Source organism: Streptomyces sp. NPDC001678 (assembly GCF_042892945.1).
In the GTDB taxonomy this organism is placed as follows: domain Bacteria; phylum Actinomycetota; class Actinomycetes; order Streptomycetales; family Streptomycetaceae; genus Streptomyces.
Genome location: NZ_JBIAUP010000014.1, coordinates 1 through 21,925, shown reverse-complemented (window position 1 = coordinate 21,925; position 21,925 = coordinate 1). Strand labels below are relative to the sequence as shown.

General features: G+C 68.6%; 21 protein-coding genes. 10 read left to right on the top strand and 11 right to left on the bottom strand.

Going from position 1 to position 21,925, the window contains the following annotated elements; all coding sequences use genetic code 11:
• Window positions 1-102 precede the first annotated feature (102 nt).
• The 3 genes from ACFYZR_RS25810 to ACFYZR_RS25800 are packed head-to-tail and all read left to right on the top strand — an operon-like array spanning window position 103 to window position 3,338.
• Window positions 103-372, top strand: coding sequence for a phosphopantetheine-binding protein (locus ACFYZR_RS25810; protein WP_391914222.1), 270 nt, complete (start codon window positions 103-105; stop codon window positions 370-372).
• Window positions 362-1,585, top strand: a complete 1,224-nt coding sequence (locus tag ACFYZR_RS25805; RefSeq protein ID WP_391914220.1) for a beta-ketoacyl-[acyl-carrier-protein] synthase family protein — start codon at window positions 362-364, stop codon at window positions 1,583-1,585. The genes ACFYZR_RS25810 and ACFYZR_RS25805 overlap by 11 nt, the downstream gene beginning before the upstream one ends.
• Before the next feature lie 31 nt (window positions 1,586-1,616).
• Complete coding sequence (locus ACFYZR_RS25800) at window positions 1,617-3,338, top strand: FAD-dependent monooxygenase (protein WP_391914218.1); 1,722 nt, start codon at window positions 1,617-1,619, stop codon at window positions 3,336-3,338.
• 80 nt (window positions 3,339-3,418) lie between these two features.
• Here ACFYZR_RS25800 and ACFYZR_RS25795 read toward each other — a convergent pair whose 3' ends face one another.
• Both ACFYZR_RS25795 and ACFYZR_RS25790 read right to left on the bottom strand, forming a co-directional pair.
• Complete coding sequence (locus ACFYZR_RS25795; protein WP_391914216.1) at window positions 3,419-4,585, bottom strand: beta-ketoacyl-ACP synthase III; 1,167 nt, start codon at window positions 4,583-4,585, stop codon at window positions 3,419-3,421.
• Between the two features lie 34 nt (window positions 4,586-4,619).
• Window positions 4,620-5,453, bottom strand: coding sequence for a hypothetical protein (locus tag ACFYZR_RS25790; protein WP_391914214.1), 834 nt, complete (start codon window positions 5,451-5,453; stop codon window positions 4,620-4,622).
• A gap of 383 nt (window positions 5,454-5,836) precedes the next feature.
• Here ACFYZR_RS25790 and ACFYZR_RS25785 point away from each other — a divergent pair, with 383 nt between their 5' ends.
• Together ACFYZR_RS25785 and ACFYZR_RS25780 are read left to right on the top strand one after the other, a co-directional pair.
• Entirely contained in the window at window positions 5,837-5,992 is a 156-nt protein-coding gene (locus ACFYZR_RS25785) for a DUF6131 family protein (RefSeq protein WP_391914490.1), read from the top strand.
• 92 nt (window positions 5,993-6,084) lie between these two features.
• Window positions 6,085-6,309, top strand: coding sequence for a DUF6458 family protein (locus tag ACFYZR_RS25780; RefSeq protein WP_391914212.1), 225 nt, complete (start codon window positions 6,085-6,087; stop codon window positions 6,307-6,309).
• Here ACFYZR_RS25780 and ACFYZR_RS25775 read toward each other — a convergent pair.
• From ACFYZR_RS25775 to ACFYZR_RS25760, 4 genes are all read right to left on the bottom strand, one after another.
• Window positions 6,291-6,836 (bottom strand): type 1 glutamine amidotransferase domain-containing protein, encoded by a 546-nt coding sequence (locus ACFYZR_RS25775; protein ID WP_391914210.1) that lies wholly within the window; start codon window positions 6,834-6,836, stop codon window positions 6,291-6,293. The two genes, ACFYZR_RS25780 and ACFYZR_RS25775, sit on opposite strands and share 19 nt — an antisense overlap.
• A 60-nt stretch (window positions 6,837-6,896) precedes the next feature.
• On the bottom strand, window positions 6,897-7,427 hold the full coding sequence (locus ACFYZR_RS25770; protein WP_391914208.1) for a DUF6328 family protein: 531 nt from the start codon (window positions 7,425-7,427) through the stop codon (window positions 6,897-6,899).
• 19 nt (window positions 7,428-7,446) lie between these two features.
• A complete protein-coding gene (locus tag ACFYZR_RS25765; RefSeq protein WP_391914206.1) occupies window positions 7,447-7,773 on the bottom strand; it encodes a plasmid stabilization protein in 327 nt (108 codons plus the stop codon).
• Between the two features lie 144 nt (window positions 7,774-7,917).
• On the bottom strand, window positions 7,918-8,883 hold the full coding sequence (locus ACFYZR_RS25760; RefSeq protein WP_391914204.1) for a TIGR03557 family F420-dependent LLM class oxidoreductase: 966 nt from the start codon (window positions 8,881-8,883) through the stop codon (window positions 7,918-7,920).
• Between the two features lie 136 nt (window positions 8,884-9,019).
• Between ACFYZR_RS25760 and ACFYZR_RS25755 the strand changes: the two genes are divergently transcribed.
• Both ACFYZR_RS25755 and ACFYZR_RS25750 read left to right on the top strand, forming a co-directional pair.
• Entirely contained in the window at window positions 9,020-9,658 is a 639-nt protein-coding gene (locus ACFYZR_RS25755; protein ID WP_391914202.1) for a carbon-nitrogen hydrolase family protein, read from the top strand.
• 106 nt (window positions 9,659-9,764) lie between these two features.
• Window positions 9,765-10,178, top strand: coding sequence for a VOC family protein (locus ACFYZR_RS25750; RefSeq protein ID WP_391914200.1), 414 nt, complete (start codon window positions 9,765-9,767; stop codon window positions 10,176-10,178).
• Window positions 10,179-10,746: 568 nt separating this feature from the next.
• On the opposite strand, the gene ACFYZR_RS25745 is transcribed toward ACFYZR_RS25750, so the two are convergent.
• Both ACFYZR_RS25745 and ACFYZR_RS25740 read right to left on the bottom strand, forming a co-directional pair.
• Window positions 10,747-11,166, bottom strand: a complete 420-nt coding sequence (locus tag ACFYZR_RS25745; RefSeq protein ID WP_391914198.1) for a GNAT family N-acetyltransferase — start codon at window positions 11,164-11,166, stop codon at window positions 10,747-10,749.
• 1,438 nt (window positions 11,167-12,604) lie between these two features.
• Window positions 12,605-13,279: a class I SAM-dependent methyltransferase gene (locus ACFYZR_RS25740; RefSeq protein WP_391914488.1), complete on the bottom strand. Its 675-nt coding sequence runs from the start codon at window positions 13,277-13,279 to the stop codon at window positions 12,605-12,607.
• A 366-nt stretch (window positions 13,280-13,645) separates the two neighbouring features.
• Here ACFYZR_RS25740 and ACFYZR_RS25735 point away from each other — a divergent pair, with 366 nt between their 5' ends.
• Complete coding sequence (locus tag ACFYZR_RS25735) at window positions 13,646-14,437, top strand: IS5 family transposase (RefSeq protein WP_391914196.1); 792 nt, start codon at window positions 13,646-13,648, stop codon at window positions 14,435-14,437.
• Here the strand turns inward: ACFYZR_RS25735 and ACFYZR_RS25730 are convergent.
• Window positions 14,394-14,927, bottom strand: a complete 534-nt coding sequence (locus ACFYZR_RS25730; RefSeq protein ID WP_391914194.1) for a hypothetical protein — start codon at window positions 14,925-14,927, stop codon at window positions 14,394-14,396. The two genes, ACFYZR_RS25735 and ACFYZR_RS25730, sit on opposite strands and share 44 nt — an antisense overlap.
• Window positions 14,928-15,666: 739 nt before the next feature.
• On the opposite strand from ACFYZR_RS25730, the gene ACFYZR_RS25725 reads away from it, so the two are divergent.
• Window positions 15,667-17,910: a hypothetical protein gene (locus ACFYZR_RS25725; RefSeq protein WP_391914192.1), complete on the top strand. Its 2,244-nt coding sequence runs from the start codon at window positions 15,667-15,669 to the stop codon at window positions 17,908-17,910.
• A gap of 349 nt (window positions 17,911-18,259) precedes the next feature.
• Here the strand turns inward: ACFYZR_RS25725 and ACFYZR_RS25720 are convergent, their stop codons facing one another.
• Entirely contained in the window at window positions 18,260-18,682 is a 423-nt protein-coding gene (locus ACFYZR_RS25720) for a hypothetical protein (RefSeq protein WP_391914190.1), read from the bottom strand.
• A 571-nt stretch (window positions 18,683-19,253) separates the two neighbouring features.
• Here ACFYZR_RS25720 and dhaK point away from each other — a divergent pair.
• Window positions 19,254-20,246, top strand: coding sequence for a dihydroxyacetone kinase subunit DhaK (gene dhaK, locus ACFYZR_RS25715; protein ID WP_391914188.1), 993 nt, complete (start codon window positions 19,254-19,256; stop codon window positions 20,244-20,246).
• A 44-nt stretch (window positions 20,247-20,290) separates the two neighbouring features.
• On the opposite strand, the gene ACFYZR_RS25710 is transcribed toward dhaK, so the two are convergent.
• Complete coding sequence (locus ACFYZR_RS25710; RefSeq protein WP_391914186.1) at window positions 20,291-21,694, bottom strand: NADP-dependent succinic semialdehyde dehydrogenase; 1,404 nt, start codon at window positions 21,692-21,694, stop codon at window positions 20,291-20,293.
• Between the last annotated feature and the right edge of the window lie 231 nt (window positions 21,695-21,925).

Genomic DNA, 21,925 nt, shown 5'->3' with positions numbered 1-21,925 from the left:
CCCAATGATCCGGAAGCCGTTGCACATGACGCGCCCCAGGGCGTGGCGATCACAAGAAGCGGCCCCGACCGCTGCTCACCGATGAAAATGAGGAGACCCACCATGACAGAAGCAGTGCAGCAGACGTCGCCGTCGGCGCTTCCCCCGCAGCTCGTCCGCTTGGTGACCGAACACCTTGAACTGAACGTGAACCCGGCGGAGCTCACCGAGCAGACCACGCTCGAGAGCCTCGGCGTGGACTCGCTCGCGATGATGGAACTCGTGGTGGCTGCGGAGGCGGAGTTCGACATCGCGGTACCGGACGAGGCCCTGGACCTCTCGCGGACGACCAGCCTCGGCGACGTGGCCCGGGTGATCGCACGTGCAGCCTGAGATCGCGGTCACCGGCCTCGGCCTGGTGACCCCGGCAGGGCACACGACGGAGGCGAACTGGGCGGCCCTGTGCGAGGGCCGTTCGCTGGCCACCACCGATCCTGAACTGGCCGGAATACCCACAAACTTTTCCTGCCGGGTGCTCGGCTTCGACGCCAGGAAGGAACTCGGGCTGTCCCTCGCGCGGCGAGTGGACCCCTTCATCCAGTACGCCCTCGTGGCCGCGCGGCGGGCCGTCGCCGACGCCGACCTCGACACCAGCGCCTGGCAGGCGGAGCGGGTCGGAGTCGTCCTGGGGGTCGGGACCAACAGCCTGGGCGGCTACCTCACCGAGTTCGGCCATCTCGTCGCGGGAAACCCGGAGCGGGTCTCACCGCTCGCCCTCCCGCGCAGCGTGCCGAACATGGCCGCGGGCGAGGTCGCCATCGACCTCGGGGCGTGCGGCCCCAACTTCACCACCTCCAGCGCCTGCGCCTCGGGCGCCACGGCGATCGGGGTCGCACGGGACCTGCTGCGCTCGGGCACCTGCGACGTCGTCCTCGCGGGCGGAAGCGAATCGCCGGGGTCCCGTATCGCGGCGGCCTGCTTCTCCCGGATGCGGGCCCTGTCCCGGCGCCGGGAGCGACCGGAGCTCGCCAGCCGGCCGTTCGACGCGGCACGCGACGGCTTCGTCCTGGGCGAGGGCGCCGCCGTCCTCGTACTGGAACGCCTTTCCACCGCCCGTGCCCGCCGGGCACCCGTCCTGGCCCTGCTGCGCGGTTACGGAGCGGGTTCCGACGCCTACCATCCCATCGCCCCGCATCCCGACGGCGACGGCGTGGTCCGGGTCCTGCGAGCGGCCCTGGCAGACGCCGGCTGCCGCCCCCGGGACATCGGCCACGTCAACGCGCACGGCACCTCGACCCGGATGAACGACGCGGCCGAGGCGGCGGCCCTCGTCCGGGTCTTCGGTGACGACATGCCGCCGGTCACCGCCTCCAAGGGCGTGATCGGTCATGCGCTGGGAGCGGCCGGAGCTATCCAGGCGGCATACACCGTCCTCGCCCTGCGCCACGGGAAGGTCCCGCCGACGGCGAACTTCGAGGTTCAGGACGGGCCCCACAAGGTGGACGTGGTCGCGGGCCTGCCCCGCCCGGCGGCCGCGGACACGGGGGTCAGCTGCTCCTTCGGATTCGGCGGGCAGAACGCCGTCCTGCTGTTCACGGCTCCGTGACGCACGCAACCCACACCTCTGGAGGTCTGTGATGGCCACGCCACAGCTCGACGTCCTGGTCGTCGGCGCCGGTCCTACGGGCCTGAGCGCCGCGCTCCTGTTGGGCAGGGCGGGGGTGCGGACCCACGTGGTGGCCCGGCACCCCGGTACGTCCCGGCATCCCAAGGCACACGTCGTCAACGCCCGTACGATGGAGCTCTTCCGGCAGTGGGGCCTGTCCGGTGAGGTCGGCGAGGCCGCGCTGCCGCCGGAACGCGGCCTGGGCATGGGGTGGATGACCCGCATGGCGGGCCGGGAACTCGGACGGATCATGATCGAGGACGACCCCGCCGCCCTTGAGGCGATGCTGACGCACTCCAGCGAGATCCTGCGTTCCTGCCCCCAGGACGTGCTGGAACCCCACCTCCTCCAGGCGGCCGAAGCCCACCCCGGCGTCACCGTGGAGTTCGCGACGGAAGTGCTGTCCACCGAGCAGGACGCCTCGGGCGTCACCACGAGAGCGCGGTCGGTGCGGGACGGCGCGGAGCGGACCTTCCGCTCCACGTACGTCATCGCGGCCGACGGTTCCCACAGCACGATCCGGCGCGGTCTGGGGATCCCCACCCCCCGGCTGCAGGCGGCGGGGCACATGATCGGTGTCCACTTCACCGCCGACCTCGCCGCTTGCCGGCAGGACCGGCCGTTCCTGCTGTGGTGGATCGTCAACCCGGATACGCAGGGAGTGTTCATCACTCTGGACGGCCACCACCGCTGGGTGTACCTCTTCGGCTACGACCCCTCCCTCCACGCCGCACAGGACTTCACCCCGGAGCGCTGTGCGGAGATCGTCCGTCAGGCGGTGGGAACACCCGACGTGGCCGTCGACGTCCTCGGCGTCTTCCCGTGGCGGATGGAGACCGCCATCGCCGAGCGATTCCGCGAGGGACGTGTCTTCCTGGCCGGCGACGCCGCCCACCGCTTCCCGCCGACCGGCGGCTTCGGCATGAACACCGGTATCCAGGACGCCCACAACCTCGCCTGGAAACTCGTCCATGTATGGAAAGGCACCGCCGGGGAAGCACTGCTCGACACCTACGAGACCGAGCGGCGCCCGGTCGCCATGGCCAACGCGGAGCAGAGCGTTGCCAACGCCGAGCGCATGGCTCCCACAGGAGCCCTGCTCGCCGACCCTTCCTCGCTCCTTGAGGTCGAGAACGAACAGTCCCCCGAGGGCGCGGCATTGCGAGCCCAAATCTCCGCCGCCATCCCGGCACAGCGCGAACAGGCCTTCTTCACCGGGCAGACCTTCGGCTTCGTCTACGACTCGGCCGCGATCGTCGCGGACGGCACCTCGGCACCCGAGTCCACCGTGTCGGTCTACCGGCCCACGGCATGCCCCGGAGCGCGAGCCCCTCACCTGTGGCTACGGACCGCCACCGATGAACTGGTGGCCCTTCACGACGCGATCGCCGACCGTTTCACCGTGCTGACCGGCCCGCAGGGCCAGGCATGGGAGAACGCCGCGGCCGAGGCCGGCCGCCGCTGCGGCCTGGACGTCGGCGTGCTGCGCATCGGCCCCGGCACCGCCTGGCGGGACGAGACGGGGCAGTGGCAGGAGCTCTACGAAGTGGGACCGTCGGGCTGCGTGCTCGTGCGGCCGGACGGTCACATCGCCATGCGCTGCTCCACCGACCCTGGTGACGCGCTCGGTGTACTGACGCGGGCCCTGTCCAAGGTCCTCGCGCAAGAGAAATCACCGGTCGCCGTCGGCTGACGCCGCGGCGTTCACGCCGACGGAAGGAGCGGGCGAGGCCGATGCCATCGCCCGCTCCTTCACTGCGCCTGCACCAGCGTCTACACCACGGTGAGCTGCATGAAACCGTAGGTGAAGCGCCCGCTTTCGGGCACCCAGCACAGCAGCTTCTGTCCGGGCGTCAGCCGTCCGCCGTTGAGCAGTTCCTCAAGCATGATGAACACGGAAGCGGACCCGGTGTTGCCCTTGGACGCGAGGTTCGTGAACCACTTCTCGCTCGGGATGCCGAGCCCCCGCTCACGGAAGGTCTCCTCGAACGGCTGGCGGAAGTACGCGGACGAGTAGTGCGGCAGGAACCAGTCGTAGTCGTCACCGGTGACATCCCTGCGCTCGCGCAGGACGTCGATGCTCTCGCCGAGCAGCTTCGTGATCAACTGGCCGAGCTGCCGGGCGTCCTGCCTGATGTAGAAGTACTCGCCCTCAAGCGCCGCGCGGGGACTCCCCGCCTGCCGCCAGCCGACGAACGATCCGTCCTTGTGCTTCACCGCACCCGCGTACATGCACGGATCGGCGAGGTGGGCCATGGAGATGATCTCGACCCAGTCGACCCGCAGCGAGACCGACGCGCCCCGGGGCTCGTCGGTGACCAGTACGGCCGCCGAGCCGTCGGACAGCATCCAGCGCAGGAAATCCGCCTCCAGGGCGACCACGGGGTTCGCCCGGAGCCGCTCCGTCGCCCGCTCGTCGTCACTGTCGGCCGGCTTGTAGCCGGACTCGAAGTAGGCGGACCGCAGGCTCGCCGAAGCGAGTTCCGAAGCCGTCGAGACGGCATTCCTGCTGTTGCCCGAAAGCACACTGAGGTAGGCGTACTTGAAGGCGGTCAGGCCGGACATGCAGACACCCGCGGTGCTGACCGGCTCGCACGGAGGGCAACCCAGCTCGCCGTGCACCATGACCGCGTGGTTGGGCAACGCCTGGTCGGGCAGGCTCGTGCCACAGGAGAGAGTGTCCAGGTCGGCCAGTGAGAATCCGGTCCGGTCGCACAGCGCCCGGATCGCCTCCACGGTGAGCTGGCAGTTGGTGTGGGTCATCTCGCCGCTCGCCGGATCCAGCGCGTAGTGGCGGGACGTGATGCCATTGCTCTGCAGCACTGTCGCCTTGGTCCGCGACCGTCGGCCGCCGACCTGCCCGAGCACGTTCTCGATCTCGTCGTTGCCCACGGGCTCGTTCGGCAGGAAAATTCCGACCCCGGAAATGTAAGCAGGCATTGTCTTCTCACGTTCCTTTCTTCCGGAAGTACGACTATGAGCAGCCGTCCTGTGGGTCCAACGCCTGCGTGCCCCGGAGGTAGCGGATGAGACGTCCGGCGAAGACCCGGCCCAGCACCGGCGTCAGCACCGCGGACGTCACGAGGAGGACCGGCAGCGTCACCACCAGCATCAGCACGAACAGCAAGATGACCGGTTTGCGGACCACGCTCCCCGGCCCGCCGCACAAGCGGGCGATGCGCGCGAGCGCCACCATGAGCGGGGCGACCGCCATCTCGGGCAGGAGAGAAGCCGTGGGCACCTTGGCGGGCGCCAGATCCGAGAGGAGCGGTGCGGGTCGGGGCTCGGCCCAGCGGTCCACGGTCTCGCGGAGCCGCTGCCCGAACCGTCCCAGCCCCTGAATCTCACTGCGGGAGACGCCCGCGGCGGGCAGGAAGGAGAGCTTTTCGCGCCTCCCTGTGATCATGAGCCAGGGGGCTGTGAGATAGCCGGCCGACGAACCACCCTGATGTGTGAGGACGATGTTGTCCGTGAGGACGCCGCCGGCCCGAGCGATCAGCCGCCGCATCCTGCCGTACGCGCGCTGCCACATCTGCCGGCAGCAGATCACACTGATCACTCGTGTCCCGCGCAGCACTGCGGCCTCCGGTGCGGCGAAGAACGCCTGCATCGGCAGCGAGGGAGACAGGAACCAGACCTGCCAACCGAGGATGACGAGGTCGAAGCGTTCACTTGGGTCGAGCCCCATCGACGCCAGCTCCGGCGGCCGACCGGTTACCGCTTCCGGCATGCAGTCGAAGAATTCCGCCGCCCTCCAGGGAAACGAGTAGCGGGGCACGCTGTCGACCTGCCGCCAGCAGATCTCCACGCCTGGCGCCCGCAGGGGCGCGGTGAGCGCCTCGAGAGCGTTCCGGACATCTCCCGACTGGGAGTAGTAGACGACGAGTACGCGCTTCACTTCACGCCCTCTCCGCGGCAGCCTCGGTCGCTCAACGCGGAGGATACGGAGGGAGGTTGCGGTCGACCGGCGCGCCGATGCGGCGGACGCTCCGGCGAGCCCGGCGCGCGGCGAGAGACGCCTGCACCCAACTCATCAGCAGTGTGGGTGGAGTTGGGGTGGCGAACGGTCCAACGGGAGCGGTGGCCAAGACGTGTAGCCACCGTTACGGAAGTGATCACGTGCGCATGGATATCAGCGCGCGCCCGCATGATGTGACAATCACTCAACCGAGGGCGTGTCAGGAGATCATCGTGATCGTCCTTGGACTCGTCCTTCTCATCATCGGATTCGTGCTCGGCTTCCATATCTTGTGGACGATCGGCATCATCCTGCTGGTCATAGGTCTCACCCTGTGGGTCCTGGGTGCCGCGGGTCACGCTGTCGGCGGCCGACGCCACTATTGGTAGGAGGTGACCGCGGTCATCGCCACAAGCTCCGATGGTTGAGCCTCCCGGCCGGGGGTACGCGCTCCTGAGCCGAACCGATGGAGGTATCAACCATGGGCATGGGATGGTGCATCGGCCTCATCGCTGTGGGCGCGATCCTCAGCTTCGCCGTGGACTGGCACGTGCAGGGCATGAACCTCACGCTTGTCGGCCTGATCCTGATGGCGGTCGGCTTCATCGGCACCTCCGCGTACGTGAGTGTGTTCAAGCGCCGACATACCCAGCCACCGCCCCCGGCCGCTCCGGTCGTCGAGGAGGATCACCGCTTCACCCGCTGAAGTTCCTCGGTCAGCGCGGTGTCGAAGGCCTTGAGGTCCTTGGGCCTACGGCTGGTGATCAGGGTGTTGGGTCCGTTCCCGCAGACGACGACCTGTTCGTCGACCCAGTTTCCGCCGGCGTTGCGGATGTCGGTGCGCAGACTGGGCCAGGAAGTGAGAGTACGACCGTCGACGACGCCGGCCTCGACCAGGATCCAAGGGGCGTGGCAGATGGCGGCGACGGGTTTCCCGGCGGCGAAGAACGCCTGGACGAACGCCACGGCTCGTTCGTCCAGGCGCAGCGCGTCGGGGTTGGCGAGTCCGCCCGGCAGGACCAGCAGGGCGTAGTCGTCGGGCCGGGCGTCGTCGTCCAGGCTGGCGTCGACGGCGAAGGTGTCCGCCTTGTCCAGGTGGTGGAACGCCTGGACGCGCCCCGGCTTCGTTGACACGAGCTCGGGACTGCCTCCGGCGTCCTGTACGGCCCGCCAGGGGTCGGTGAGTTCGATCTGTTCGACACCTTCCGGTGCCACGAGGAACGCGATGCGCATCTCCGGTGACGCTCCCTTCCGACTGGTCCGTCCGTCCGGCCTGTCCGACCGGTCCGGCGGTTACTTCCGGCGCTCGTACCGGTGGAGCGCCCATCCGGGGAGCCCGAACCAGCAGAGCACGAGCCAGGCGACGACCCCGGCGACCACCCAGGGCACCGCCGCGTTGTGGAGGGCGATCCGCAGGATCAGCAGCAGCGCCGAGGTGACGGTGGCCAGCAGCAGGACCACGCCGACCAGGGTCAGCCGCGCGGCCCAGGCCACCGTCTGCGCCTTGAGCCGGTGCCCGCTGACGATCCGGTGGAAGGCGACCGGCCCCACCAGGGCACCGGTCGTGGCCGCGCCCAGCACCACCGTGACGACGTAGATGACGCGGTCGGTCCCGCCGAGGGTGGCGAAGCGTGGGGTGAAGGCGACGGTGAGCAGAAAGCCGAAGAGGATCTGTACGCCCGTCTGGGTGACGCGTACTTCCTGGAGCAGCTCGCTCCAGCGGCGGTCGGCCCGTTGGGCCGGGGACTCGTGGCGGCCGTCCCGCTCCGGCTCCCCGGTTCCCGACGGGTCCGAATCGCTTCCGGATGCTCCGTTCTCGGACATGTGGTCGGCCGCGGCCGGCTCAGCTCCGGCCCAGGGCCCGCTTCAGCTCGGCCTTGTTCATGGTCGAGCGGCCCTCGATGTTCTTCTGCTTCGCCTCGTTGTAGAGCTGTTCCTTGGTCGGGCCCTGGGCGCCGGAGTGGGAGCGCTGCCCACCGCGCTTGGAGGACGACATGTCCTGGAGCGAGGAACGGCTGGCCGTTTTCGACTCCCCCGAACGGGCCCGTTCCTTGTTGACGGTGCGCGCCGCGATCTCCTCCGCCCGTTTCTTGCCTTCACCCCGGTCGAGCGCGCTCTCCTTGATGTGCTCGTACTGCCGCTCACGCTTGGCGCTGGAACCCCTGGGCATGCCGCTCTCCTCACACTCGTCCACGCACGTGTCCACCGTGGCACTCGCGACACCACGGCGCAGGGCGGGAGCCGCCGATCGGACGGTACGTACGCGGGGCTGGTGGCGGACCTGAAGGTCGCGGCCCGGCTGATGGGCTGACACTCAGAGTTCGCGCAGGGCCGGGAGGAGTTCGGCGGCCGCCCAGCGGAGGTACTTCTCCTGGTGACCGCCGCCGATCTGGACGAGGGCGATCTCGGTGAACCCGGCCTCGGCGAAGGGGCGTACGGCCTCGACGAAGTCCGCCACGTCCGGGCCGCACGGGATGGCCTGTGCCACGTCGTCCTTGGTGACGTGCTGCGACGCGGCGGCGAAGGCGCTGTCGTGGGGCAGTTCGGAGAGCACCGGCCAGCCCAGGGAGAACCAGCGGAACTGGTCGTGGGCCCGGGCGACGGCCGCGTCGCGGTCCCGGTCGTAGCAGACGGCCAGCTGGCCGATGCGGGGCTTGCCAACGCCGCCATGGCTGTCGAAGGAGTCGAGGAGTTCCTTGCGCGGCTCGGTGGCGATGACCAGGTCGGCGAGGTGGCCGGCGAGGCGGCAGGAGTCCTCGCCGGAGACGGCGACGCCGATGGGCGGAACGGGGTCGGGCGGGTCCCACAGCTTCGCGTGCGCGACGTCGTAGTGGCGGCCGTGGTGGGTGAGCGTCCGGCCCTCGAACAACGCCCGGATGATCGTCACCGCCTCCGCCAGCTTCTCCTGCCGGACCTCGACCGTGGGCCAGCCCTGACCGACCACGTGTTCGTTGAGGTTCTCCCCGGAGCCGAGCCCCAGCCTGAAGCGCCCCTGGCAGAGCGCCTGGACGGTGGCTGCCTGCTGGGCCACCACGACGGGGTGATAGCGGGTCGTCGGGCAGGTCACGAAGGTCATCAACGGGATGCGGGAGGTGGCCTGCGCGGCGGCCCCGAGGACGGCCCACGCGTTGGGACTGTGCCCCTGGGAGGCGAGCCAGGGGAAGTAGTGGTCCGAGATCACCGAGAAGTCGAATCCGGCCTCCTCGGCGCCCACGAGATGGGCGACGAGGTCCCTCGGCCCGGCCTGTTCCGTCATCATCGTGTAGCCGATTCGCGCCATACGTTCCGGTTTCCCGGCATCGGTGACCGAAAACCGGATGCCACGCGGACGGCTCCCGGTCCGTTCCCGGTCAGCCCCGTTCCATCCGGGCGAACGGGCTGTCGTCCAGGCCCGCCAGGGTGTTGGCTCCTGTGAGGTGCTGGCCGACGCAGCGGGAACCATCGCCGATAGGCGCCTGGATGCGCTGACCGAAGAAGCCGTACGGACGGGGACACTGGTTCTGGCCGGAGCGGCGGTTCGGCGTGCCGACGGCCGACTGGTCAACGGCCTCCTGCGATTCGTTCCCTCCGGTTCGGTCTCTCTCGGCTATACGAAGCAGCGCCTCTGGCACTCGGACGAGGCCAGGATCTTCACGGCCGGCACGGGCGGGGACGGTCTCTGGGAGGTTGACGGCTGGCGGCTCGGCGGAGCTATTTGCTACGACATGTCCTTCGCCGCGCACGCCGGAGCCTCCGCTCTATCCGGTGCGCACGTCTATGTGTGCCCAAGCGCGTTCATAGTCGGAGCCGAGCGCCGAGCCGCTGTGTACATGCCCGCCCGCGCCTTGGAGAACACCGTCTACAGCGTGTTCGCCAATTCGGTCGGAGGGCCGGCCGACCGCCGAACGGGAGGTGCGAGTGCTGTCTACGCCCCGGACGGCAGCCTGGTCGACATCGCAGGAACGGACGGCGATCAGATACTGATCAGCGAACTGGAGCCGGGCCGGATCACCTCCACCCGCACGTTTCTGCACATGCTGGCGGAGCGCTCGGAATCGCAGACCGGCCGGAGGTAGGACTGAGGACCCAGGACCAGCGCCCGATGGGCATTTGATCATCCACGCACTACATTCCCATGCAGCAGCACTTCCTTCACCGCGAGTCACGACAGGAGGCAACAGCATGCCAGCCAACGCCACTGCTCACGTCCGCATCGCACGCCCGTCGCGGGACCTACGAGCAGCTGAGCGATTCTGGGTACTCGGACTGGGGCTCGACATCCTGTACCAGCACGCCGCGGACCACAATGCTGGACGGCGGCATTCGCTCCTGATGGTCGGCTGGCCCGGTGCAACGTGGCACCTCGAACTCGCCCACGACCCCGCTGCGCCAGTGGAACCACAACCAACCCCTGAAGACCTTCTGGTCGTCTACCTCGGCGAGCCGGTCCCGGACGTCTTGTTGGAAAGACTCGAACAGCACGGTGGCGAGCGCGTACCAGCCCACAATCCCTATTGGGACACCTGGGGGGTGACCGTGCGGGATCCGGATGGATATCTGCTGGTCCTGTCCACTCGTTCCTGGGCCGGTTCGTGAGCTGACACGCAGGGCCATCATCCGTGAGCAAACTGATCCACAGCTCTCGGCCAGGCGGGCGGGTTCGCCGATAACTACATGGAGAATCAGGGTCTCTTGGTAGTCCAGGCGTAGCGAAACCGTCCCGGGCGGACAAGAGACCCTGCCACACTGTTTCCCCCCCTGCCGACATCCGCCGTCACCCCGTTGACGGAACCATCCTGTCCCTGTGTGGCCTGCCACTGGGGGCACGGAGAGCAGTATCCGGCCCGGCACCGCCGCTACATCTCCGGCACAACCGACGCGCAGTGGCAGGTCACAGCAGCGGTGGTGCCATGGCCAGCCTGGCTGAACGGGAGCGGTCCAGAGTCTGGCTGCGCAGTCGACGTCACACGGATGGGCATGTACTGGTGGACAACTGCTCCGCCTACGTCAGGAGCTGCAGCGTGAGCAGCGGCCCCGTCACGATCCGGTCTTGCATGTGAAGCGACCGCAGGAGGTGAGACGAGCGCCCAGGCAGGTCCTCTGGCTGGCCTCGGAGTTTGAAGCTTTAAACACACCCCTGGGCTACTGGAGCCTTTAGAAAGACTTACGACTTACCTTCATGGGGTCGGGCGCCGAGAGCCTTGTAGAACCCCAGGGCGTCGGGGTTGTCCGTGTCGGCGGTCCATTCCACGCGGGAGCAGCCCGCTTCTGCTGCTGCCTCCCGAACTCGGGTTATGAGGGCTGTGGCCACGCCCTGGCGGCGGGCGTGCTCGCGGACGAAGAGTTCCTTCATGAACAGCGAGGCGTCGGCGCCGGCGGCTGGCCAGAGGAAGCTGTATGACGCCATGCCCACGATGTCGTCGCCTTCACGGGCCAGCAGGACCGTGGCGACGGGCCATTCCCCGAAGAGCCGTGCGTGGACCTGGGTGGGATCGGCTGGGGACTCGTCGCCACCGTAGTACGCCTCGATCTCGCCGATCAGCACCGCGATGACGTCCACATCGCGTTCGGTTGCCTGGTTCAATCTGCGTGGTGTGCGCCGTCCTCTCCTCCTGATAAGGCCAGCTTCGCGTGTAACTCCAGCACCTCCGGTAGCGCTTGCCGTGTCCGGGGCACGGTAGCGGCCAGCTGACGGGCGCGGAAGACGATCAGCGCGCCGCAGTGCGTGGCGGGCAGGGCGGTGAGGGTGGCGACGGCGTGTGCGGCTGCCGCCGCTGTGTCGCCCTCGGCGGCCAGGCACACCGCCCCTCCGCCACGGCACCTTTCGTGTGGAACAGCTTCAGCGCTGACACCTCCCCCTCCTCAACTACCACGAGCTCAACGCCAGCAAGCGGAGATGTATTTGCTAACCAGTCGCGGGGATGCCGTCACCTCGTGGTGCACGGCATCGAGCCCGCCTTGGGAGACGCCAGCCACGGCAGGCCACGCAAGTGACCCGCACCAGATTGGGCGCCGGAGATTGCCTCGAAGGGGTGGAACATAGCGCGGGGTCACCGGTTAGGTGAACCGGTGACCCCGCGCATCACTGAATGTCCACTGCCACTCTCTACCCGCACGTCGGAAGGCATTGCCGAAACAGCCACCGATTCAACCTGACACGGCTCGTCAGCGCTTCACGTCGCCCACCTAGTTCGAACAGAACAGGTCCGCAGCCACGCTCCAGTCCTCCCAGAGCAACGACATAGCCTCGCCTACGTGAACCACCATGACGACCCGATACCATGACCCGCTGAACCGCAGTAGTCGAAAACTCCCCGGTGCCGATCGCTGCCCCACCAGGGAGAGCACATCAGCCACATGAACGTCCCGGTGCGTGTCCATTCCAAGGACCGCCTCCCCCGTCGGCGGGCACGGGAGGCAGGGGACGCACCAATCATGCTCATTCCCCTTCCCACCCGACGGCACATCTGTTGCCGGCACCGGACCGCGCTGACGGTCAGAACCGTGACGACTCCTGGTCGGCAAACCGCCATCGAGACACCCACCCGGCCCAGTACCAGCAACGCACCATCCCGAGCCAGCAGTTGACACGGTTGAGCAAGACGCCACGGTCAGAAGCCTCAAGAGCCAGACCCGGCGACCTGGGCACCCACCCAACTCTCCCGGCAACTCATCGCCTGCCACACGAGCTTGCAGCACATGTTCAATCCCGGTCCATGGGACATCCCAATCCCGTCGCTAGCCAACCGCGAAGGTGGATACCAGGGTCACCTCGCTCTTGCCCGCGGCCAGCAGTACGACTCCAGCTACGGGTAGCGCTCACACAACTCCAGTGTGCGCCGCCGACACGCAGAGGCCCTTAGCGGCTGTTGTTGTTCCGATCTTGAGCGGTGTCGCTCGAACGACAGTCTCAGTATCGGGTGACCACGGTGGGTGCCGGGCAGGAGAAGGCGGCGTACATGACCGTCTCGACGCAGATCGTCGCGCGAGGCTCGCCGTGGTACCCAAGAACGAGTGTCGCCCTATTCGGATCGCCGACGCGCGAGATGGACGATGATGTCGGCGGCGATCTCGACCCTCTCGGGCAGGACCCGCGTGATCGCGTCATACGCCTGCTGTCGCTTCGATTGCGGCAGTTGGAGATACGCCGAGACGGTCGACAGGTAGCCGACGTAATCAGGAGCGCTCATCGTCAAGCGCCGTTTGACGACGGCCTGCTGAACGTCGAGAAACAACGGAGACTGCTGCAGCTCCGTACCCGGCCACTGCATTTCCTCATCAGAAGTAGTCCCGTCGGGAGATGGAACCTCGTCGCTTTCCAGGAACGGCGCCCGCGCCGCACGCACAGACTCCACAACAGCTGGGTCAGTCAGCTGAACCTGGCCACCGAATGAGGCGAACACACCCTCCGGTTCCAGTAGCGCGGCCGCTCTTGACCACCGACCCTCCGGGCGTGTCCAGTGCAGGGCTGCCGCCGCGTAGACCAACCCATAGGTCTCACCTGGCCGCAGGTCCTCGAATGCGGCCCGCACTGTCGTCACGTTCGCTGGCACGGTCTTGTTCAGCTCGGCGAGCATGGCAGCATCGGGCTCCGTCGCCGTGACCATGACCCCATGGTCAGCGAACAGGCGGGTTGCTTTGCCTGTCCCCGCACCGATCTCCAGGGCCGTCCGGACCGGTCGGCCCGCGTACGTCATCACCAAGTCGAAGAGCTCCTTGGGATACCCCGGCCGGAACCTTTCGTAGGCTCCCGCGGTTGCACCGAAGCTCAGTGCACGAGCAGACATACCGAGCATCCTGACACGAGCGGGGCAGACAGCGCTTGGCAATACTCAGCGGCTTGGCCGTCCAATCTTGCGGCGGGTGCCGGGCATGAAAACAGGACCCCTTGGTAGCTCGAAGGGCGTCTACGCCAATAAGAAGTCCAGGAGGCCCTGTTGTCGCACTTGTACGGCATCGCGGGAGCGGAGTCCACTTCATCCACCCTCGCGTGTGACTGTCCGGTACACCGGTTCGGTAACGCCGCCGACCACGGGGTCCGTGCGCGCCGCTACCCGACGGACATGTCCGATGCGGAGTGGGCGGTGGCGCGGCAGCTGCTGCCGGTGCCGGGCTGGCTGCGAGGTCGGGGCGGGCAGCCGGAGGCGTACTGCCACCGCGCGATGTTGGACGCGGTCCGCTACCTCGTTGGCAACGGAACAAAATGGCGGGCCATGCCGACCGACTTCCCGCCGTGGGACCGCGTCTACGCCTTCTTCCGCCGCTGGCGCGACCACGGTCTGGTCCGCGAGTTCCACGACCGGCTCCGCCGCAAGGTCCGCGAGCAGGCCGGGCGGGAGCCGGAGCCGAGCGCGGGCGTAATCGACTCCCAGTCGGTCAAGGCGGACGTCGTCGTCGGCCGTGACAGCCGCGGCTTCGACGGCGGCAAGCTGATCAACGGCCGCAAGCGGCACGCCGTGGTCGACACCCTCGGCCTGCTGCTGGGGGTGATGGTCACCTCGGCGGACATCGGCGACCGCGCTGCCGGACAGGTTCTGCTCGCCCAGGTGGCCGCCACGCACCACCGACTGGCGCTGGTCTGGGCCGACGGCGGCTACACCGGCAGCCTCGTCGAGTACAGCCTCACCGTCCTCGCCCTGGTCCTGGCGATCGTCAAGCGCAGTGACGACATGCGCGGCTTCGTCGTGCTGCCCAAGCGGTGGATCTTGGAGCGGTTCTTTGCCCACCTGATGCGAAGCCGCCGCCTCGCGCGGGACTTCGAACGCTCCACCGGCAGCGCGGAGGCGATGGTCTACTGGTCGATGACCCTGCTCATGACCCGCCGCCTGGCCCGGCCACGGCCTTCGCGAGCGTGAACCGGCCCGGCGCCGGCTCGGCCAGCCACCCGCGCGCTGTCAGCCGCTTCGCCTTCGACCGCAACGCCTCGATCTTCGCGGGCACCGGGTCCAGGCCGAAGCAGCCTGCCATCTCCTGGCACGTCAGCGGCCCCTGACCGAGACGGTCGCGGTCCGCGAGAGCCTGTACGATGCGCTGGTAGTCCGTCGACAGTGCCGACCGGGCCAGGCCCGCGCGCCACATCGGTACCACCGATTTCGGCTTCGCCGCCTGCGGAGATGCAGGAAGCGCGGGCGGTTCACTGCGTTCCGACGGCTCCTCGGCGGCATCCGGGCCGGCGACGTTCTCTTCGCCCGGGGACAGCACCTCGCCAACGCGTGAGCGGGCGACGATCCACTCGTTCCACTCCCGCTCGGCCGCGACCAGCTCGGCCTGGATACGGTCCGCCTCCTCCCGCAGCGCGTCCACATGACGGTGAGCGGTCAGCTCACGCTGTTCCAGCAGCCCCACGACGACGGCATCCCCGACCTCCCCCAGAGCGACGACACGACACGACACGTCACCACTCCCCGAGACCGCCGACCCCATGCCTGAACAGCGAAAACGCAGCCCTCAAGCCCGGAAAGACAACAGCCACTTAGCACCGGCTCGCCAATTCGTCAACCCCGCTAATTCGCTCGAACCCCATCACGTGTGAGTTCGGCACCTCCGCACGGGGATGCCGACCGGTAGGTTGTTTTTGCTAACTACGCCATCAGAGTATGAGCTCGCCACTTCGCGATAGGAACAAAAGTACGCCCCTTCACTCGAAGGGGGTACCTATCGGGTATGCACACGACTCCTCAGCTTCCTGATGCCAGCATGCTTCCTGTTCCTAACGTGCCGATACAGGACGGCTATTGGCCGACGGGTCGACGTGCGGCTGCGACTCCCGAAGGGCCTCAGCCATGCCTTCATCTCTGGAATCTGACCACCCTTTCGACGAATCTGCCGAGGAGATCCGACGGAAGGAGCGGGAGCGGGCCGAAGCCGAGGCCAAGTTGGCGCGCCGTGAGCGGATGAAGGACCAGCTACGGGTCCTGCAGATGATCTCCTCGCTGATCGCGCTCGCGACGGGCGACGGGCGACGGGCGACGGGCGACGGGCGACGGGCGACGGGCGACGGGCGACCCAGCTTACCGGTGGGTGGCGAGATGTGTGCAGTGGGTCATGGAACGTTTCGGAGACTCCGAGTGATGTGAGGTAGAGCGTGAGCGAGGGCAATGCCGGTGGACCGTTTCCGATTCCGGCTTCCCGGGAGGATCAAGAGGTATGGATCGAGGCCGTGCTGGCGACCACGGGGGTGAATCTGCCCCGTGGTGCACTGGAGAACATCGCCCCCTTCATCGTTGATCCCAATGACATGCTGAGCGAGCCCGACGCCCACGGTGCGCGTACGCTCAAGGCGAGCACGGTCCGGCGCATCCGCACAGACGCCGGTGACTTGGTCGTCGCCGTCGTCCGGATGCACGGCGTCGGCGGTGTGCAGTGGGGACACAACGAGCGGATCAGCTCGATCTGGCGCTCCGTCGCGGATCCGACGGTCGGCCGGGAGACCGAGAGGGCCCTGGCTTCGGTCCGGCCCTGGTTGGGCGTCGATGGTGATGGGCGCAAGCAGTGTTTCGCCGCGCTGGAAAGCGTCGTGGCCGACCGGCGTACGTTGATCATGAACGCGGAGGACGCGGCGGACGAATTGAAGAGGCGAGACCGTGTCCGCCCTTATGACCTTGAGGAAGACCTCGTCCTCAATGGGCAGCAGGACCCCGGTATGTACGTTGCTCAGCAGGTGAGGATCGAGGAGAACCCGGAGAGGGATTCTGACGGCAACCCTCTTTATCCAGACGCCTATTGGGGGTGGATGGCAGTTCGAGGCAACAATCGCACACAGAAGCGTCAATCGATCTACCGTTTGACATCCAGTGAAGTGCTGGCCGGTGTCCCGGCGGAGAAACTGGAGCGGGAGGGAGGCGAGGTCGTCTGTGATCCCCGTGACTGGCTCCCGGAATTCTCCACTGTACTCAACAGGGAGTTCGCGGAGACGGGCGACAGTGAACTGGATCCGACGAGCGGCTCACGGGCACGACGCGCCGCAGCCATCGCCGTGGTGGACGCACATCTGGTGATCGGCACCCCCACTCCGCAGCGGCTCTACCGCATCGTGCAGATGAACAACCGGCGCGATCACGTCCACCCGCCGCTGGAATTCGACGCCCTCGACCGCTCGCGCGCGCTGGGGCGCAGCGTTCTCGGGATGTACGTGGCGCAACAGGTTATGGACGAGAAAACGGCAGAGGTCCTTTCCGGGCTCGTGCCGATTCGTAAACTCCCGGACGCAACGGCCGACATGACCGTCTCGGAGCTGCGGGACCTGCGCTCCATGAGGTTGATGCAGGAACTGTTTCCGGTGGATCCGCGCAAGCGCCATCTACTGCGGCGCGCGCTCAGCGAGAACCCGCCCTCCCAACTCAAGTCGGGGGAAATCAACCAGCGGGCGCGCACGTGGTCCGCGATGACTTCCGAGAGCTACCCGGCGCCATGGAATCCGCGCGTGGGTCAGGTCTTCTCGACCCGGGCCCGAGAGGGAATCGTCCTCTCCGGGCGCAGGCTGCCAGATCTGCTCGCCGCTGCGGACACCGATGACGACGCCTTCGATGAACTGGTGTCCTATCGGGCGGCGCACTGGCTGGCCTCCTTCGGCATCATCGAGGCCGACCGAGGCTCGCTCGACGGCCAGGAGGCGATCGGCGACACAGGGGAACGGATTCGCCGTTCTCGCAGGACCGTCATGAACTGCCTGCAGGCCCTCAGGCACGAGAAGAGCCGGATGATGGCAGTCGGCGTACTGAAGTCGCTGGCCGCAGCCATGGACGACGGAGACCGGCGGCCCTGGCGAGTCAGCAGCTCCGGCAAGGAGATGGTGGGGCGGGAGATGACACCGCTCTGGTTCGACAGCGAATTCCCCAAGGAAACCGGTACCCGGCCCCGCAAGACCGCAAATTCTGCGCCACCATCGCTCACAACGGCGACGGTCCCCACTTCCCTCCCTTCACATACGCTGCCCGCGCTCTCACTCATGACGCCAACGCCCTCACCTGTGACGTCAGCCTCTGTCCAGCCACCCTCGCCTCAGCCCACCCCTGCAGCCTCGGCCCAGTCCGAAGGGCTCGCCACCGATGAGACCGACGACGCCGACAGCTCCGTGCCCTCCCCCGAGGAACCCCTCACCCTTGAAACACTGGTGACCCGGGTCGAGGAACGGATCCGTGGCCTGCACACGGCCTCCGCCGAAATCGGCGAACTCCTCGGCCATCTCGCGGACCAGAGCCGCGCGGCGTCTGTCGCCCAACCCATCGGCCGGCAGCAGGCCGACAGGACCGTGCGCCTTCTGAACCGGACGCTATCCAGGCTGCGCAGACTGCCGGAGCTCATGGAGGAGATGACGGAACCCGTCTGACACAGGAGGGCTTCCGCCTTGCCTCGGGCAGGGCGGAAGCCCTGCCGCGCGCCGACGGACCCGCCTGGCCATGGCCGTAGGCTGCTCCGACCGGCGGGGTCATCATCCGGCGAGCGATGCCGCGCATGATGTGCGCTCTCGTGCCGGTGGTCGGGCTCCTGTGGCAGCGGTTGTGACACGGAATCCTCCTGCTCAGGGCGATCAAGGGCGGGTCGGGTGGCAGCCGCCGAGGCTGACGGACGCTCCCGCTCGATGGCGCGAAGGAGTCCGAACCGCCACCTTGGGCGCATTCCGGCCCCCGTCGGCGCACGTCCGGGGGGCCTGGGCGGGCTGGGCAGGGCGGGTGGTGTCAGGTGGTAAAGGTCTGGTGGCCGAGGACGCGGAGGAATTCCAGGCGTTCGGCGGCATCGGTGCCGGGCTGGGGCCGGTAGAGGAAGAGGCGGTTGCCGGTGCTGGGGCTCAGGACGACGTCGCATTGCAGGTCGAGGCGGCCGACGTGCGGGTGGAGGAGGGTCCCGATGATCAGGCCCGGCGTCGGGCGATGGGTGTCCAGGATCACGGGCAGGTCGGCGACAGTGACCACGCCTTGGTCAGCGAGGGCGGCCAGTTGCTCGTTGTCGCTCTGCTCCAGGACGCGCCGACGCAGCGCAGGGTCGGTCGTCCGCAGCAGCAGCGCGGGCAGCACCGCTGCCAAGGACTCCTTGCGCCACCGTTCACCATGGTTGTCGACGTCATAGAGGGTGCGCGATGTCGTGCACAACGCCTCAATCACCGCGGGCAGCGCCTCGTCCGGCAGCCCTTCGCTGACGGCGAGCTGCTGCCACAGCGAGTAGTCCGGGCGTTCACCATGTTCACCCCCTCCCAGGCGCGGCCCTATGTGCCCTTGCTGTCACGGCACGTGCCCACGATGACGGTACGCGGCAACGACCGCCCACCAACCCCGAACTCAACAAGAAACCCGTCACCGCCCACCAAGGCGGGTGCCGACACGGCTCGTGGTGCAGCGCCTGTCCCGGTTCAAGTTCGTCACCCCAGCGCGCGCCCCCGCGGTCGGGCGTCTGACCCGCGCAGCGTCCGGTCCCCACCGCCGGCCCCGCCGACGACGTGCGCCAGAGGTAACAGGTGATCAGGGCGCCAGCCTCAGTACCCTAGGGCCATCACGCTGAGTAGTTTGCGATTCAGCTGATGCACCGCCAGAAAAGGCAGCATTAGGTCAGCGTCAGTACCGCCACAGACCGTCATCAGCCGCCAAAGACCGCCAAGATCAATTACTACCCTCATCAACGTTGACCTGCGGAAATGCAGGTCAACGGCATAGCCCGCCGTCACTGAAGGAGCCCCGCATGAAAATGCTCATCAACGTCCCCGAGACCGTCGTCGCCGACGCGCTGCGCGGTATGGCCGCCGTGCATCCCGGGCTGACGGTCGACGTCGAGGGCCGGGTCGTCGTGCGGCGGGACGCGCCTGTCGCGGGGAAGGTGGGGCTGGTCTCCGGTGGGGGGTCCGGGCACGAGCCGCTGCACGCGGGGTTCGTGGGGGCGGGGATGCTCGACGCGGCGTGTCCCGGGGAGGTGTTCACCTCGCCCGTGCCCGATCAGATGGTGCGGGCGGCCGCGGCCGTGGACAGCGGCGAGGGGGTGCTGTTCATCGTGAAGAACTACACGGGCGACGTGCTCAACTTCAACATGGCCGCCGAACTCGCCGAGGACGAGGGCATCCAGGTCGCCAGCGTGCTGGTGAACGACGACGTCGCCGTGACGGACAGCCTCTACACCGCAGGACGGCGCGGTACCGGGGCCACGCTGTTCGTGGAGAAGATCGCGGGCGCGGCGGCCGAGCAGGGCGCCCCGCTGGAGCGGGTGGAGGCGATCGCGCGCCGGGTGAACGAGTCGTCGCGGAGCTTCGGGGTCGCCCTCACGGCCTGTGCCACCCCGGCCAAGGGCGGGCCGACGTTCGATCTGCCCGAGGGGGAGCTGGAGCTGGGCGTGGGCATCCACGGCGAGCCGGGGCGGGAGCGGCGGGCGATGATGACGTCCGGTGAGATCGCGGACTTCGCGGTGGACGCGGTGCTGGAGGACCTCCGTCCGGGCGGGCCGGTGCTGGTCCTGGTGAACGGCGCGGGTGGCACCCCGCTGCTGGAGCTCTACGGGTTCTGCGCCGAGGTGCACCGGGTGCTGCGCGAGCGCGGGGTGCCGGTCGCGCGGACGCTCGTCGGGAACTATGTGACGTCGCTGGACATGGCCGGCGCGTCCGTGACGCTGTGCCAGGTCGACGACGAGCTGCTGCGGCTGTACGACGCTCCTGTGAGCACCCCGGCACTGCGCTGGGGGATGTGAACGGGGGGAAGGTGAGCGGGGGGATGTGAACGGCGTCGGCCGCGTCACGCGCCGGGATCGGCCCCGTACCAGACGGTCGTGACGTTGCAGAACTCGCGGATCCCGTGCCCCGACAGCTCCCGCCCGTAGCCCGAGCGCTTCACGCCGCCGAAGGGCAGGGCGGGGTGGGAGGCGGTCATCCCGTTGAAGAAGACGCCACCGGCCTCCATGTCCCGGACGAACCGCCGCTGTTCCTCCTCGTCGCGCGTCCAGACGTTGGAACTCAGCCCGAAGGGGCTGTCGTTGGCCAGGTCGATCGCCTCGTCGACGCCGTCCACGCGGTACAGCGTGGCCACCGGGCCGAAGGCCTCCTCGCGGTGGACGCGCATCTCGGGGGTGATCCCGGTGAGGACGGTCGGCTCGTAGTACCAGCCGCGCTCGTGCCCGGGCGGCCTGCGCCCGCCGCACAGGGCCGTGGCGCCGCGCCGCAGCGCGTCGTCGACGAGCTCCTCGAGGTCGGCGCGGCCCCGCTCGGTGGCGAGGGGGCCGACGTCGGTGGACTCGGCCATGGGGTCGCCGACGGTGAGGCCCTCCATCAGGGCCGTGAAGCGCTCGGCGAAGGCGTCGTAGACGTCGGTGTGGACGATGAAGCGCTTGGCGGCGATGCAGGACTGGCCGTTGTTCTGGACACGGGCGGTCACGGCCGTGCGGACGGCACGGGCGAGGTCGGCGGACGGCAGGACGACGTACGGGTCGCTGCCGCCGAGCTCCAGGACGGTCTTCTTGACCTCGTCCCCGGCGACGGCGGCCACCGCGCGGCCGGCCGGTTCGCTGCCGGTGAGGGTCGCGGCGGCGACCCTCGGGTCGCGCAGGACGGCCTCGACGGCACCCGAGCCGATCAGCAGGGTCTGGAAGCACCCCTCGGGGAATCCGGCGCGCAGGAAGAGGTCCTCCAGGTAGAGGGCGGTCTGCGGCACGTTCGAGGCGTGCTTGAGCAGCCCGACGTTGCCCGCCATCAGGGCGGGGGCGGCGAACCGGACGACCTGCCAGAGCGGGAAGTTCCACGGCATGACCGCGAGGACCGCGCCGAGCGGGCGGTAGTGGACGCGGGCGGTGGACGCCCCGGCGTCGCGCGCCTCGGCCTCGGGCGGCACCTCGTCGGCCAGCAGGGCCTCGGCGTGCCCGGCGTACCAGCGCATCGCCTTCGCGCACTTCGCGGCCTCCGCCCGGGCGGCGGCCAGCGGCTTGCCCATCTCGGTCGTCATGGTGCGGGCGATGTCGTCGCGGTCGTCGTCCAGGAGCTGGGCGGCGTGCCGCAGCAGCCGGGACCGTTCGGCGAAATCGGTCGTGCGGTGGTGGCGGAAGGCCGCGTCGGCCGCGGCCAGGCGCCGTTCGACGTCCTCCGGGCCCAGTTCGGCGAAGGTCTTGAGGGTCTCGCCGGTCGCGGGGTTCACCGTTGCGATGGGCATGCCTCGACTCTGCGGCGCTCCGCGCGGCCGCGCAAGGCGTACACGCGCCAGGCGGGGACCCGAGCCCCGTTCGGAGGCGGGGACGCCGTGCGGACCATGGGGCGCACACGCCTGAGGGTGGTGTGGGGGGGGGGGGGGGCCCCCCCCCCCCCCCCGGGAGACACCCCCAACCCCCCCCCCCCACAACGGGCGCGGGGGGGGGGCGCGGGGGGGGGGGGGGGCGGGGCCCGC